11 protein-coding genes and 1 pseudogene are annotated in these 14828 nt (G+C 61.7%); 4 read left to right on the top strand and 8 right to left on the bottom strand.

The window, feature by feature from the left end; translation table 11 throughout:
- Positions 1-90 precede the first annotated feature (90 nt).
- From KGB27_RS28305 to KGB27_RS28290, 4 genes are all read right to left on the bottom strand, one after another.
- Complete coding sequence (locus KGB27_RS28305) at positions 91-2079, bottom strand: sensor histidine kinase (RefSeq protein WP_223557185.1); 1989 nt, start codon at positions 2077-2079, stop codon at positions 91-93.
- Positions 2076-2258: a hypothetical protein gene (locus KGB27_RS28300; protein ID WP_008038747.1), complete on the bottom strand. Its 183-nt coding sequence runs from the start codon at positions 2256-2258 to the stop codon at positions 2076-2078. The genes KGB27_RS28305 and KGB27_RS28300 overlap by 4 nt, the downstream gene beginning before the upstream one ends.
- Positions 2259-2373: 115 nt before the next feature.
- Positions 2374-3228 (bottom strand): MaoC family dehydratase, encoded by an 855-nt coding sequence (locus KGB27_RS28295; protein WP_223557184.1) that lies wholly within the window; start codon positions 3226-3228, stop codon positions 2374-2376.
- A gap of 2 nt (positions 3229-3230) precedes the next feature.
- Positions 3231-4583, bottom strand: a complete 1353-nt coding sequence (locus tag KGB27_RS28290) for a 3-oxoacyl-ACP reductase (protein WP_223557183.1) — start codon at positions 4581-4583, stop codon at positions 3231-3233.
- A 261-nt stretch (positions 4584-4844) separates the two neighbouring features.
- Here KGB27_RS28290 and KGB27_RS28285 point away from each other — a divergent pair, with 261 nt between their 5' ends.
- Both KGB27_RS28285 and KGB27_RS28280 read left to right on the top strand, forming a co-directional pair.
- Positions 4845-6122 (top strand): acetyl-CoA C-acetyltransferase, encoded by a 1278-nt coding sequence (locus tag KGB27_RS28285; protein ID WP_223435133.1) that lies wholly within the window; start codon positions 4845-4847, stop codon positions 6120-6122.
- 197 nt (positions 6123-6319) lie between these two features.
- A complete protein-coding gene (locus tag KGB27_RS28280) occupies positions 6320-7111 on the top strand; it encodes an AraC family transcriptional regulator (protein WP_223557182.1) in 792 nt (263 codons plus the stop codon).
- A gap of 104 nt (positions 7112-7215) precedes the next feature.
- On the opposite strand, the gene KGB27_RS31690 is transcribed toward KGB27_RS28280, so the two are convergent.
- The gene (locus KGB27_RS31690; RefSeq protein ID WP_371850912.1) at positions 7216-7944 is read right to left on the bottom strand and encodes a methyl-accepting chemotaxis protein; all 729 of its coding nucleotides are present in this window, start codon (positions 7942-7944) and stop codon (positions 7216-7218) included.
- A 129-nt stretch (positions 7945-8073) separates the two neighbouring features.
- Positions 8074-9162 (bottom strand): annotated as a pseudogene (locus KGB27_RS31685) (cache domain-containing protein); the annotation flags it as partial.
- 444 nt (positions 9163-9606) lie between these two features.
- On the opposite strand from KGB27_RS31685, the gene KGB27_RS28270 reads away from it, so the two are divergent.
- Both KGB27_RS28270 and KGB27_RS28265 read left to right on the top strand, forming a co-directional pair.
- Entirely contained in the window at positions 9607-10500 is an 894-nt protein-coding gene (locus KGB27_RS28270) for a PA4780 family RIO1-like protein kinase (RefSeq protein ID WP_008038756.1), read from the top strand.
- Between the two features lie 175 nt (positions 10501-10675).
- Complete coding sequence (locus KGB27_RS28265) at positions 10676-11926, top strand: MFS transporter (RefSeq protein WP_223557181.1); 1251 nt, start codon at positions 10676-10678, stop codon at positions 11924-11926.
- Here the strand turns inward: KGB27_RS28265 and cueR are convergent.
- Positions 11880-12293, bottom strand: coding sequence for a Cu(I)-responsive transcriptional regulator (gene cueR / locus KGB27_RS28260; protein WP_008031313.1), 414 nt, complete (start codon positions 12291-12293; stop codon positions 11880-11882). The two genes, KGB27_RS28265 and cueR, sit on opposite strands and share 47 nt — an antisense overlap.
- A complete protein-coding gene (locus KGB27_RS28255; protein WP_223557180.1) occupies positions 12290-14683 on the bottom strand; it encodes a heavy metal translocating P-type ATPase in 2394 nt (797 codons plus the stop codon). The genes cueR and KGB27_RS28255 overlap by 4 nt, the downstream gene beginning before the upstream one ends.
- Positions 14684-14828: the final 145 nt, after the last annotated feature.

Here is a 14828-nt window from a genome sequence, read left to right as displayed (position 1 = left end):
TGTTGAGTGTTGACCCGCCATCGCCGGCAAGCCGGCTCCTACAGGGGTTTTGTTGTCTGGGCTGGCAGTTGGCAGCCAGAAAGACAAAGCCTATCCGGTGATCCGATCATCTACAGCAATCGGCAACTCAATACAGAACCGAGCGCCCTCGGCCGAGTTGCTCGCACGCAGTGTTCCACCCATGTTCTCGATGATGCCAATGCTCACCGACAACCCCAGCCCCGTACCCACACCCACCGGTTTAGTGGTGAAAAACGGTTCGAAAATCCGCTCCAGCAACTGCGGATCGATACCGCCACCGTTGTCCTCGACCCACAGTCGCACTGAATGCTCGTCACGTTCGGTGTGCAGCGAAATCCACGGTTTGAAATCCCCATCCGTTTCGCATTTGCTCAGCAATGCATCCCGCGCGTTGACCATCAGGTTAATCAGCACCTGTTCCAGCTGATCGACATTGCCACGCACCTGAACCTGGAAACCGGTCTCGCTGACCCTGAGCTCGACGCCTTTGCCTCGCAACTCCTCGGCCAGCAGCGACAGCGTGCCCTCGATGGCGTCAACCGGATTGAAGGGATGCTGCTCGGCCTCCGAGCGGCGGCCGAACACCCGCATGTGATCGACCACCCGCGCCGCACGCTGGACCTGGGCATCAATGCGGTTGAGTTTGTCGATCAGGTAGTCGACCTGCACTTCACCGCTGTCCAGGCGCTTGAGCACGTTGACGATGGCCAGACGCATCACGTTCAGCGGCTGGCTGATTTCATGCGCCAGGCCCGTGGCCATTTCGCCAAGGGTGGCCATTTTCGCGCTCTGGGCCGTTGCGGCGTCCTGTTGCTGGTTTTTGATGTCGCTGATGTCGAGCATGAAACCCACCAGCCGCCGGTCTTTGCCGACGCCCATGGCTTGGCCTTGCAGGCGATACCAGGTCGGCGTGTCGGGGTGATGCAGGCGCACGCAGAGCAATAAAGGTGTGCCGTCGTCCTGCAAGTCTTGCAGGCGACTGCGCAGCGCTTTGCGGTCGGCAGGGTGGACCTGCTCGAGCCAGGCGTGCAGGGGCATGCGTGTGCTGATCAGGTTCAGTGTGTTGGCCAGCGACGACGCCAATTGCACCTCGGCGCTGTCGCTGAAGATCTCCCACCATCCGCTGCCGAGCAAGGCTTGCAGCGATTCCAGTCGCTCCAGTTGCAGATGGTGCTGATGCTCACGCAAACGCTCCAGCAATGGCCCGGCGAGCGCGGCGGCGAGCTGCAGCCAGTCGCGCTCTCCGACGTCGGGTGCACGTTGTTGCACCGGGTAAAAACCACAGAGCAACCACGCGACCACGCCTTGTGCATCGTGGTAAGGCACCGCAAGCCCTTCGGCATTACCGAAGAGGCTGTGCAGGCGCGGGTGCTCGCCGAGGGTCAAATGCTGCGGGGCGGAACCGTTCAAACTGTCGAGCCCGGTGCCCAGGCGTTGACCGTTTTGCCACAGCCGGGGCGCATCAAAGGCCGCGTAATGTTGATGGATCTGCCAGCCGTCTTCCTGTTCATCCAGCAACGCCACGGCCATGCACGGGATTTGAAAACGCCGCGCCAGATGTTGCAGTTGTTCCAGCAGTACGTCGGGCAGGCGCGCCAGGCTGCACAGGCGCAACTGGTCGCCGATCTGTGTCGCGAGCAACTGGCAGAGTTCGCGGCTGCGCGCTTGCCGGCGTTCGTACAACAAATCGCCGATGTCCAGTAACTGCAACAGCCAGGCATCGGCCAACGGCTGCACCCAGCCGCGCAGGTGCAGGGGTTGCCCGCTGAGGCTGAAAAAGTCCAGATCCAGACTTTGTCCTTGCCAGTCGGCCGGTGAGCCTTGGACGGCGAGGCTGCTGTGCGGCATGAGGTAATCGTGTAGAAGCGGCGCCTGCGCGGCGGGGTGCTGCTGGGCCAGGCCATGGCGCAGCGGGCCCGCCAGATGAATGACCCGGCCTTCGGCGTCCAGGCGCATCTGTAAGCCGACACCTGGCACGCTCAGGGTGCTGGGGACTTCCGGTGGCGGCGGTGGATGGCGGTTGAGCAGACGCCCGAACAGCTTGTCCCCGGAACTCAAGGTTGCAGGCTCGAACGGGCGGCAAGGGTCGCCGGCAGATCAGGGAGCTTCAATATCCCGCCCACATATGTGGCGCGGGAGAGATTGAAATTCAGCTCGGCGGGAATCCAGTCCAATTGCCGGCTCGGTTCCGTGGTGGCCACGGCATTTGTTTGCTTGCGGGGGAGGTTTGTTTTCATGAGTGCGTCTACCCTGACTATCACTATGTAATGTCAGCATAGAATCATTCAGCCAAAACGGACGTTTTTTACCCGATACAGTGCTTTGTCCTACTGATCAGGCTGATGCGAACGATCAGGCAACCGGTCGCCAATGCCCGATCATATGCTCCAGATCACCTGCGCCCAGCAGCTGAAAATCTCCACTGGACCCCGCCGCACTGGCGAGCAGTGTCACCTCGCCGGGCAGGCGTACCGGTTTGCGAAACTGCACGGCAATCTCGACGTTCGCCGTGGGCAAATGATCGGCAAGCGCAGCCAGCGTTCGCGCCTTGTTCCATAACCCATGGGCAATGGCCGTCGGGAAGCCGAACAGTTTGGCGCTTACCGCACTCAGGTGAATCGGGTTGTAGTCGCCGGACACTTTGGCGTATTGCCGACCGATGTCCGCCGGCGCTTTCCAGCGGGTGACTTCGCTCAACGGCAACGTCGGTGTCAGCACGTCCTCGACCGGTTCGCCTTCGAGTTTGACCCCGCGACAGAGCATCCGGCTTTCAGCCTCCCACAACGGCCCCAACTGATCATCAAGCGTAGTCAGCAGCTCGAACGTCGCGCCCTTCGCATGGGGTTGCAGATTCTGCACCTGCACGCTGATGCGCGCGCGGTTCACGCCGCCCATGGGCCGCAAGACGCGAATGCGGTTGCTCAGGTGAATCAACCCCAGCAGCGGAAACGGAAAATCCCTGGCGGTCAGCAGTTGCATCTGCAGCGCGAACGCCAGGATGTGTGGATAAGTCGGCGGCAACAAACCGTTGTCGGCAAACCCGCAGACGTTGCGATAGGCCGCCAGGCGTTTCGGGTCAACATCGACCCAGCAACGCAAACCCGCATCGGGCAGCGTGGTGCCGGTGATCTTGCGGCGCGTAGCGGCCTGCACATACAACCCTGGCAGGCTCGGTTCGCGGTTGAGTGTGTGCCAATCGGTGATCATCGCTAAGCCCCCAAGACACTTTGTCCACAGACCCGCAGCGCTTGCCCGCTGAACGCGCCGGTGCCAGGTTGCGCCAGCCAGGCCACCGCTTCGGCAACGTCCTGCGGCAGGCCGCCCTGGCCCAGAGAACTCATGCGCCGGCCGGCCTCACGCAAGCCAAAGGGAATGTGCGCGGTCATCTGTGTTTCGATGAACCCCGGAGCCACCGCGTTGATGCTGATGCCGCGCTCATTGAGCAACGGCGCCCAGGCCTGGGCCAGACCGATCAAACCCGCCTTGCTCGCCGCGTAATTGGTTTGCCCGCGATTGCCGGCGATGCCGCTGATGGACGCCAGCAGAATCACACGGCCGTTATCGTGCAAGGTGCCGCTGTCGAGCAGAGCCTTGGTCAGCACTTGCGGTGCATTGAGATTGACCGCGAGCACCGCATCCCAGAATTCCGGGGTCATGTTGGCCAGGGTTTTATCGCGGGTGATGCCGGCGTTGTGCACCACGATATCGACGCCGTCAGGCAACTGCTCGATCAACTGCGTGGCGGCGTCTTCGGCGCAGATGTCCAGGGTGATGCTGCGTCCGCCGAGGCGTGCGGCGAGGGCGTCGAGATCGGTTTTCGCCGGTGGCACGTCGAGCAGGATCACGTCGGCGCCGTCACGGGCCAGGGCTTCGGCAATCGATGCTCCGATGCCACGCGCCGCGCCGGTGACCAGAGCCTTGCGCCCCGACAACGGACGCGTCCAGTCCGTCACGGGCGTGGCGCAGGGGTTCAGGTGAATCACTTGCCCGGAGACGAACGCACTTTTGGGCGAAAGGAAAAACCGCAGCGGGCCTTCCAGTTGATCCTCGGCACCTTCGCCGACGTGGATCAGTTGCAAGGTGCCGCCACTGCGCAGTTCCTTGGCCAGCGAACGACTGAAGCCTTCCAGGGCTCGCTGGGCGCTGGCGGCAAACGGATCGCTCAACGTCTGCGGTGCGCGCCCGAGAATGACCAGGTGCGCACAGTGATCGAGGTTTTTCATCAGCGGCTGAAAGAACTCGCGCAGTTGCTTGAGCTGATCGGTTTGCACCAGATGACTGGCGTCGAACACCACCGCCTTGAGTTTCGGGCCGTGGCCGGGAATCCACGCGGTGGCGATCGAAGGTTCGCTGCCGTAGCTGTAAATCGCATCGGTCAGGCGGTTGGCGAAGGCGCTGACTTTTTCCGCCAGCGGCCCGCCGCCGATCAGCAGCGCCCCCTCGACAGGCCGTAGCCGGCCCGCCTGCCAGCGTTCCAGCCGAACCGGCGACGGCAGCCCCAAGGCCCCGACCAGACGATGGCCGATGGATGAATTGGCGAAGTCGATATAGCGGTCAGACATGGAACGCGCTCCAGCAGCTGGGGTTCAAAGTGTGGACCACGAATGGCAATCAGTCGTTCGATCCACAAGATAAGGCCTACGCTTGGACATTGCAGATTGGTTTTATCCCGGGATTTTTATGGCGCGATCCTTGTAGGAGCGAAGCTTGCTCGCGAAGGCGGTATATCAGCTACATGGATGTCGACTGACCCAACGCCTTCGCGAGCAAGCTTCGCTCCTACAGGGGGGGCGCGCATTTGGATTTTCATCAGGAGCTTTTTCATGACTCAGCTGCGCCGCGTCGCGATCATCGGCGGTAACCGGATTCCCTTTGCACGCTCCAACGGGCCATACGCCACCGCGAGTAACCAGGCGATGCTCACCGCCGCGCTCGAAGGCCTGATCGAACGTTTCAACCTGCACGGCCTGCGCATGGGCGAAGTGGCGGCGGGCGCGGTGCTCAAGCATTCCCGGGACTTCAACCTGACCCGCGAATGCGTGCTCGGCTCGCGGCTGTCGCCGACCACGCCGGCCTATGACATCCAGCAAGCGTGCGGCACCGGGCTGGAAGCGGCGTTGCTGGTGGCGAATAAAATTGCCCTGGGCCAGATCGAATGCGGCATTGCCGGCGGCGTCGACACCACGTCCGACGCGCCCATCGGCATCAACGAAGGTTTGCGCAAAATCCTCCTGCAAGCCAACCGCGCCAAGACCACGGCCGACAAACTGAAAACCTTTTTGCAGCTGCGACCGGGTCATCTCGTCCCTGAATTTCCGCGTAACGGCGAACCCCGCACCGGCCTGTCGATGGGCGAACACTGCGAACTGATGGCGCAGACCTGGAACATTGCGCGCGCCGAGCAGGATCAACTGGCGCTGGAAAGTCATCAGAAAATGGCGGCCTCCTACACCGAAGGCTGGCACAACGACCTGATGACGCCATTCCTCGGCCTGACCCGCGACAACAACCTGCGCCCGGACCTGACCCTGGAAAAACTCGCGTCGCTGAAACCGGCGTTCGAGAAAAGCGCCAAAGGCACGCTGACCGCCGGCAACTCGACGCCGCTCACCGACGGCGCGTCGCTGGTGCTGCTGGGCAGCGAAGAATGGGCGAAGGAACGCGGCTTGCCGATCCTTGCGTATTTGCGCGATGGCGAGGCGGCGGCGGTGGATTTCGTCAACGGTGCCGAAGGGCTGTTGATGGCGCCGGTGTACGCGGTCCCGCGTTTGCTGGCGCGCAATGGCCTGACCTTGCAGGACTTCGATTACTACGAAATCCACGAAGCCTTCGCCGCACAAGTGCTCTGCACCTTGAAGGCGTGGGAAGACCCTGAGTACTGCAAAACCCGTCTCGGCCTCGACGCGCCACTGGGCTCCATCGACCGCAGCCGGCTCAACGTCAAAGGCAGTTCACTGGCGGCGGGACATCCGTTTGCAGCGACGGGCGGGCGCATTGTCGCCAATCTGGCCAAGCTGCTCGATGCCGCTGGAAAGGGACGGGGGCTGATTTCGATTTGTGCGGCGGGCGGGCAGGGCGTCACCGCCATCATCGAACGCTGATTCGCCGGGGTGTACACCGAACCTGTAGGAGTGAGACCGGCTTGCCGGCGATAGCGGTGTATCAGTCGACAAATTCGTGACTGACACACCGCTATCGCGAGCAGGCTCGCTCCTACAGGGGGTTTGTGGTGTTGATTGGAGAGGTGACATGGCCTAACGTCCGCCTAATCAGCAACCTCGCGACACAAGGCCAGTCAATGCCGACTAACGGACAACAATCCCTCGAACGGACCATCCCGGCCCTGACCGTGTTGCCGCGTCCGTTGTACGCACGTGCCGAAAGCCTCAACGCCGGTTCATGGACGCCGTCTCACCGCCACGACTGGGTGCAATTCTCCTACGCCATCAGCGGCGTCCTCGGTGTGCACACCGCCGAGGGCAGTTTTTTTGCGCCGCCGCAGTGGGGGATCTGGATTCCGGCGGATCTCGAACATCAGGTCGTGACCTCGATGCGCGCCGAAATGCGCAGCCTTTACGTGCGTCGCGAGGATTGCCAATGGGCGGACGGGCGTTGCCGTGTGTTGGAAGTGACGCCGCTGGCGCGGGAGTTGATCAAGAGTTTTTGTGCGCTGCCGGTGGAATATCCACAGGGCGACAGCCCGGAGGCGCGGCTGGTGAATGTGCTGCTGGATCAACTGGCGAATTTGCCGGAGGTCGGTTTCTCGCTGCCCCTGCCGCGCCATGAACGCTTGCTGGGCTTGTGCAACGAATTGATCGAAAACCCGGAACACAACGTGACCTTGCAGGAATGGGCACAGCGATTGGGTACGTCGGAGAAGACCCTGATGCGCTTGTTCCAGCGTGAAACGGGGTTGAGTTTTCGTGGCTGGCGGCAGCGGATGCGGCTGCTGTCATCGTTGAGTTTGCTGGAGGAGGGGGACAGCGTGACGAATGCGGCGTTGGCGTGTGGGTATGACTCGACGTCGGCGTTTATTGCGGCGTTCAAGGGGTTGTTCGGGTTTACGCCGGGAGAGTTGTTTCGGCAGTGATGATGCTTTCGCGGGCAAGCCTCGCTCCTACAAAAACAGCGCAAAACCCTGTAGGAGCGAGGCTTGCCCGCGAATGGCCGCGAAGCGGCCACCGAGGTTCTGGATCAGGTACGGAAACGGCGAACCAATCCATCCAGCTCATTCGACAACCCGGCCAGGCTCTGCGAGTCCAACCGCGCCGAGTTCGCCAGTTCTGCCACCAACTGCGCATCGCCATGAATCTGGCTGATGTGCCGATTGATGTCTTCGGCCACCTGATGCTGCTGTTCAGCCGCCGTAGCGATCTGGGTGTTCATGTCGCGGATCACGTCCACCGATTCACGGATCTGCCCGAAGCTGCTGCGCGCCTCACCGATGCGAGTCACCGACTGCTGGGACACTTCCAGGCTCGCATGCATCTGCTGAGTCACCTGGCTGGTGCGCTTGGCGAGGTTGCCAAGCAGGCCGTCGATTTCCGCTGTGGAGTCGGCGGTGCGCTTGGCCAAGGCCCGCACTTCGTCCGCCACCACCGCAAAACCGCGACCTTGTTCACCGGCCCGTGCGGCCTCGATGGCAGCGTTCAACGCCAGCAGGTTGGTCTGTTCGGCGATTGAACGGATAGTCCCGAGGATCGACTGAATGTCGTTGCTGTCACGCTCAAGTTGTTGCATCGACTGTGCCGACTGTTCGATTTCCTGGCTCAGGCGATCAACGCTGGTCACGGCGGCATCAATCTGTTGCTGACCTTCACGTGCCTGGCGCTGGCCACTGTCGGCCGACTCGGCCGCCTGGCTGCACGAGCGCGCGACTTCGTTGGCGGTGGCGACCATTTCGTGGAACGCGGTCGACACCATGTCCACGGCTTCACGCTGACGTCCGGCCGCTTCGGCCATGTCGCTGGATACCTGGGTAGAGCTCTTGGAGGTGGCGAGGATTTTTGTCGCGGCGCCGCCGATGCTTTGAATCAGGTTGCGGATCGCCGCCAGGAACTGGTTGAACCAGTTGGCCAGTTGCGCGGTTTCGTCGCTGCCACGGATTTGCAGGTTCTTGGTCAGGTCGCCTTCACCTTGGGCAATGCCTTCCAGGCCATCGGCCACACTGCGGATCGGACGCACGATGACGCTGGCGAAACTGGCGCCGACGACGGCGAAGACCACGGCCAGCACGGCGGCGATGATTGCGATCAACCAGGTCAGTTGGGTCGCGGTGCTCATCACATCGCTTTGTTTGATCAGGCCGATGAAGGTCCAACCCAATTGCTCGGAAGGCCAGACGTTGGCCATGTAGCGCTCGCCATTGAGCTCGACTTCGACCAGGCCTTTGCCGGCCTTGGCCAGTTGCGCATAACCCTCGCCGAGGCTGCCCAGTGCCTTGAAGTTGTGTTCCGGTTGTTTCGGATCGACCAGTACGGTGCCGGAGTTTTCCAGCAGCATCAGGTAGCCGGTTTCGCCGAGCTTGATCTGTTTAACCAGTTCGGTGAGCTGTTTGAGCGACACGTCGATGCTGACCACGCCACCGTTGGTGCCCAGCTTGTTGTCGATGGTGCGTACGGTGCTGACGTAGGACGTATCATTTTCGGCCCAGTAATAGGCCTCGGTACGGAACGGCTTGCCCGGTTTGGCCTGGGCCGCCTTGTACCACGGACGCTGGCGCGGGTCGTAGTTGGCCAGCTTGGCATCGTCCGGCCACGACACGTAACCGCCGGCCGCAGTGCCGAGGATCGCGTAGGCGTAGGACGGATGGGCGTTGCCCAGGTCCTGCAGGAAGCCGAAGACTTTTTTGTCCGCCTCGCCTTGGGGAACGCTGGCGGCGTCGGCCTTCATGTAGGTCTTGAGGCTGTCGTCGGAGTTTGTGATCAGCGGTTGCTTGGCCAGGTATTCGACGTTCTGGCTGATGCCGTCGAAAAACAGTTGCATGGCATTGCTGACCTGACGGATTTCACGACCGCTGTTGTCGACGAACTCGTCCTTGGCATCACTGCGCAAGTTCAACACAACGAGGGTGGCGACCAGCACCACGGGCAGGCAGGCGATGATTGCAAACGCCCACGTCAACTTCTGTTTGATGTTCATCCGCGCTCCAGATTTTCTTGTAGGCCCACGCAGTGCAGATGACTCGCGGATTTATTGGCAGCCGTAAACGTTTTGTTGAACCCGATCCCTTGGGCACGCCATCGTTTTCTGTCGGAACGATCGTCGGACAATTCACTTTGTTACAGATGACTTCGGCTGCTAAAGGAGGAAATTGAGGGCTGTTGAAAAAAATCTTGCGAGCGGTAGGGACCGGTATGTCGGATTCTGTCGCAAATCCCCTCGCATCCCTTCTCCAACAAGTGCTGCCGGCTCGGCTATGATCCTTGGCGGTCGATGAGCATCGGCGGGTTTGCCGGGTTTTTTCGGCACATTGTGTGCATCCGCAACGTTCATAGGTCGGTAACCCCTCCCCCGAATGAGTGGATTGCCGTATAACGAATGACTTTCGCGTGTTTGGTAATAAAGGACCCACAATAAAAGCTGATGAAGACTCCAAAACGCATTGAACCCCTGATCGAGGACGGTCTGGTCGACGAGGTGCTGCGCCCACTCATGAGTGGTAAAGAAGCAGCTGTTTATGTGGTGCGCTGCGGCAACGAGTTGCGTTGCGCGAAGGTCTACAAGGAGGCGAATAAACGCAGTTTCCGCCAGGCGTCCGAGTACCAGGAAGGTCGCAAGGTACGCAACAGCCGTCAGGCTCGGGCGATGGCCAAGGGCTCCAAGTTCGGCAAGAAAGAAACCGAAGACGCCTGGCAGAACGCCGAAGTGGCGGCGCTGTTTCGTCTGGCCGGTGCGGGTGTGCGGGTTCCTCAGCCTTACGACTTCCTTGAAGGTGTGCTGCTGATGGAACTGGTGGCCGACGAGTACGGCGATGCCGCCCCGCGTCTGAACGACGTGGTGCTGGAGCCGGACCAGGCGCGCGAATATCACGCATTCCTGATCTCGCAGATCGTGCTGATGTTGTGTACCGGCCTGGTGCACGGTGACCTGTCCGAGTTCAACGTACTGTTGACGCCAACCGGCCCGGTCATCATCGACTTGCCGCAAGCGGTCGACGCGGCGGGCAACAACCACGCGTTCAGCATGCTGGAGCGTGACGTGGGCAACATGGCGTCCTACTTCGGGCGATTTGCCCCGGAGTTGAAAAAGACCAAATACGCCAAGGAAATGTGGGCCCTGTACGAAGCCGGCACCTTGCACCCGGCCAGTGTCTTGACCGGCGAGTTCGACGAACCGGAAGAGTTGGCCGACGTCGGCGGGATCATGCGCGAAATCGAGGCGGCACGCCTGGATGAAGAACGCAAACAAGCGATACGCGCAGCAGACGATGCGCCACCTAGCAAAACCGAAGAACCGCCTCCACCGTGGATGCAGTGATCGGTTGACGAAAAACCCGGCTTCGGCCGGGTTTTTTTGTTCGGGATGAAGACTCGGGACCGCGTCGTTTGGTTCGCGGGCAAGTCGGATCGCCGCACCGCTCGCTCCTACAGGTTCAACGCTGTCCTTGTAGGAGCGAGGCTTGCCCGCGAAGACGTCAACCCAGGCAACCCAAATGTGTCATACCCACCACACTCAAGGACTGAATGTGAACACCTCCATCCGCAACGCCCGACTGATCATTGCCGCCCGTCTGGTCTCGGACTTCGGCGCGTTCCTCAACATGGTCGCCCTGGCCACCTACGTCTACCTGCTCAGCAACAGCGCCATGAGCGTCGGTATCTTCCTCGCCAGTCGCGTGGGCGGAGGGATTTTCGCCAGCCTGATCGGCACGAGTTTTTACCGCCGCTGGGCCGGGCGCCTGCCGTTGATCGCGTTCGACCTGCTGCGCGCCGGATTGCTGGGCCTGCTGCTGGTGTTGCCAGTCAGCCAGCAAGCGCTTTTGCTGCCGGTGATCGCTTTTGGCCTGGGCTTGGGCAATTCAATGTTCGCCATCGGCCTCAACAGCCAGTTGCCGCACTTGATTGAAGGCGATCAACTGCTCAAGACCAACGCCTGGATCACCAGCGCATCGTCAGCGGCGATGGTCGGCGGAAGTCTGGTTGCGGGGTTGTTGGTGGCGGCGTTCGGCTTTGAAGCGGTCTTTGCGCTGAACGTGGTCACTTACCTGCTGGCTGCGTTGTTCATCCTGCCGCTGCGGTTTGCCGGACCGTCTCCCAGTGCCGGGCCCGATCATGAACGAAGCGAATGGTCAGCGCTGCGCCAAGGGCTGCGCACCACACCGGTGGTGGCCGCGATGCTCGCGGTCACCATGGCCGATACTCTGGGCAGCGCTGCACACAACGTGGGTTTGCCGATCATTTCAAAACTGCTGACACCCGAATCGGCCAGCACCACGTTGGGCCTGATGCTGGCGGTCTGGGCCAGTGGAAAATTGATCGGCGCACGGATTGCCAGTCGCCTGAAAGGCTCGGACAACGTGAACCTGGAGCGACGGTTTTTCTTCGGCGTGTTGCTGATGTCCTGCGGCTTCATCCTGATGTTCCAGCAGCAAACGCTCTACGGTTTGTTGCTGTTCTCACTGCCGGCGGGGCTGGGCGACGGCTTCTCGGAAGTCGGCCTGATGTCGCGTCTGCAACGTGAACCGGACAACCTGCGCCTGCCGATTTTCAGCTTCCTGACGTTGCTGCAAATGACCGGGTTCGGCATTGGCATGCTGATCGCCGCGCCGTTCTATTCATGGTGGACGCCCGGCGCGGTGGTGCTGTTGTTCCACGGCATTCCCCTCACCACCCTGTTGATGGTGAAGGTGCTCGCGGTCAGGGGTGAGCGGGTACGGCGCAGCAACCCGACTCAAGATTTTTGAGGATCGGGCAGTCCGGGCGGTGATCGCCCTGGCAGTGCTCGACCAGGTCCTGCAACGTGTCGCGCAACTGACCGAGTTCAAGGATTTTCTGGTTCAGCTCGTCAATGTGCTGACGAGCCAGCGCTTTCACATCGGCGCTGGCGCGTTGGCGGTCCTGCCAGAGGGTCAGCAGTTTGCCGACCTCTTCCAGAGAAAACCCCAAATCCCGCGATCGCTTGATAAAGGCCAGCGTGTGCAAGTCGTCAGCGCCGTAAACCCGGTAACCGCTGTCGGTGCGATGAGCCGCCTTGAGCAAGCCGATGGACTCGTAATAACGGATCATCTTCGCGCTCAGGCCACTTTGGCGGGCTGCTTGGCCGATGTTCATCGGTTGTCCTCCAGATCCTTGGGTTTCCAGGTTTTCAACAGTAACGCATTGCTCACCACGCTGACGCTCGACAACGCCATCGCCGCGCCGGCCAGCACCGGGTTGAGGAAGCCGAATGCGGCCAGCGGAATGCCGATCAGGTTGTAGACGAAGGCCCAGAACAGGTTCTGACGAATCTTCGCGTAGGTCTTGCGGCTGATGTCCAGCGCTGCCGGCACCAGTCGAGGATCGCCGCGCATCAGGGTGATGCCCGCCGCGTGCATGGCGACGTCGGTGCCGCCGCCCATGGCAATGCCGATGTCGGCGGCGGCCAGGGCCGGGGCGTCGTTGATGCCGTCGCCGACCATCGCTACCACGCCGGTCTTTTTCAATTCGGCGACAGTGGCGGCTTTGTCGGCCGGCAGTACTTCGGCGTGCACGTCGGTGATGCCCAATGCCTCGGCGACCACTTTGGCGCTGCCGCGATTGTCGCCGGTCAGCAAGTGGCTGCTGATGTGGCGGGCGCTGAGTTGTTGCACCGCTTGCAGCGCACCTGATTTGAGGGTGTCACCGAAGGCGAACAAACCCAGCACGGTCGGCGTGGGGTTTTGCTCGATCAACCAGGACAGGGTCCGGCCTTCGGTTTCCCATGCGGTAGCAGCGTCGGCCAATGGGCCTGCACTCAATCCACTTTCTTCCAGCAGGCGACGATTGCCCAGCGCCAGGCGCCGACCCTCGAGGTTGCCGGCAATGCCGCGCCCGGTCAGGGACTGGCTGTCGCTGACATCGGCCACGGTCAAACCGCGTTCGGCGCACGCATCCAGAACCGCCTTGGCCAATGGATGCTCACTGCCGCGTTGCAGCGCGCCGGCCATTTGCAGCAGGGCGGCTTCGTCACCGTCGATGGCGTTCAAATGGGCGATACGCGGTGCACCCGAAGTCAGCGTGCCGGTCTTGTCGAACACCACCGCGCTGACTTCATGGGCACGTTCCAGTGCTTCGGCGTCCTTGATCAGAATCCCGTGACGCGCCGCCACACCGGTGCCGGCCATGATCGCCGTTGGCGTGGCCAACCCGAGGGCGCAAGGGCAGGCGATCACCAATACCGCGACGGCGTTGATCAGCGCGGTTTCCATCGGTGCGCCGTATAGCCACCAACCGATCAGGGTCGCCAGTGCGATCAGCAGCACCGTCGGCACAAACACCTGGCTGACTTTATCCACCAGTTTCTGGATCGGTGCTTTCGCCGCTTGCGCGTCTTCGACCAGGCGGATGATCCGCGCCAGTACGGTTTCCGCACCCAAGGCCTGGGTGCGAACCAACAAGCGACCTTCACCGTTGATGGCGCCGCCGGTGACCTTGTCGCCGGGTTGTTTCGGCACCGGCAGGCTTTCGCCGCTGATCAGTGCTTCGTCGGCATGGCTCTGGCCTTCGACCACTTCGCCGTCCACCGGGAAACGTTCGCCGGGTTTGACCAGCACCAGATCATTCAGGCGCAAAGCGCTGATGGCGACGTCCTGTTCGCGACCGTCGATGACTTGAATCGCCCGTTCGGGGCGCAAGGCTTCGAGGGCGCGGATTGCGCTGGCGGTCTGGCGTTTGGCGCGGCTTTCGAGGTATTTGCCCAGCAGCACCAAGGCGATCACCACCGCAGACGCTTCGAAATACAGGTGCGGCATGCGTCCGGCGGCGGTGGCCCATTCGTAGAGGCTCAAGCCATAACCGGCGCTGGTGCCGAGGGCTACAAGCAAGTCCATGTTGCCGGCACCGGCGCGTACGGCTTTCCATGCCGCCACGTAAAAACGGGCACCGAAGATGAATTGCACCGGTGTGGCCAGGGTGAATTGCACCCAGGCCGGGAGCATCCAGTGCACGCCGAACGGTTGCAGCAGCATCGGCAATACCAGCGGCAAGGCGAGGGCAATGGCCATGATCAACACCCAGCGTTCGCGGTGCAGGCGCTGATGTTGCGTGTCGGTTGACGGGTGTTCGACTTCCCAGACGCTGGCGTTGTAACCCGCCTTGGTCACGGCCGCGATCAGGGTTTGCGGATCGATCTGCCCGAGCAGTTCGAGGTGGGCGCGCTCGTTGGCCAGGTTGACGCTGACGCTTTTGACGCCGGGCACTTTGACCAGCGCCCGTTCGACCCGACCGACGCAGGACGCGCAGGTCATGCCGTCGATGCTCAATTCCAGACTCTGCTGCGGCACGCTGTAACCAGCCTGCTGCACCGCGTCCATCAACGCCGGCAGGCTGTCGCTGGGCGCTTGAACCCGCGCCTGCTCGGTGGCCAGGTTGACGCTGACCGCCGTGGCGCCGATGACTTTGCTCAAGGCACGCTCGACACGCCCGGCGCAACTGGCGCAGGTCATGCCGGCAATCGGCAGATCAAACGTGGTGGATTCGGACATCGGTCGCACTCCCTGTAGTAGATGCCTACAGGATCAACCTTGCCATGCTGGCAAGGTCAAGCGCAAAGATTGGCGTGGTGATATTTGTAGGAGCGAGGCTTGCCCGCGAAGGCGTCGTATCAGTCGACAAGGATGTGTCTGAAAT

Source organism: Pseudomonas sp. BF-R-01 (assembly GCF_019946615.1).
In the GTDB taxonomy this organism is placed as follows: domain Bacteria; phylum Pseudomonadota; class Gammaproteobacteria; order Pseudomonadales; family Pseudomonadaceae; genus Aquipseudomonas; species Aquipseudomonas migulae.
The sequence above is the reverse complement of the archived record's forward strand: the minus strand, read 5'-3'. Positions and strand labels throughout refer to the sequence as shown.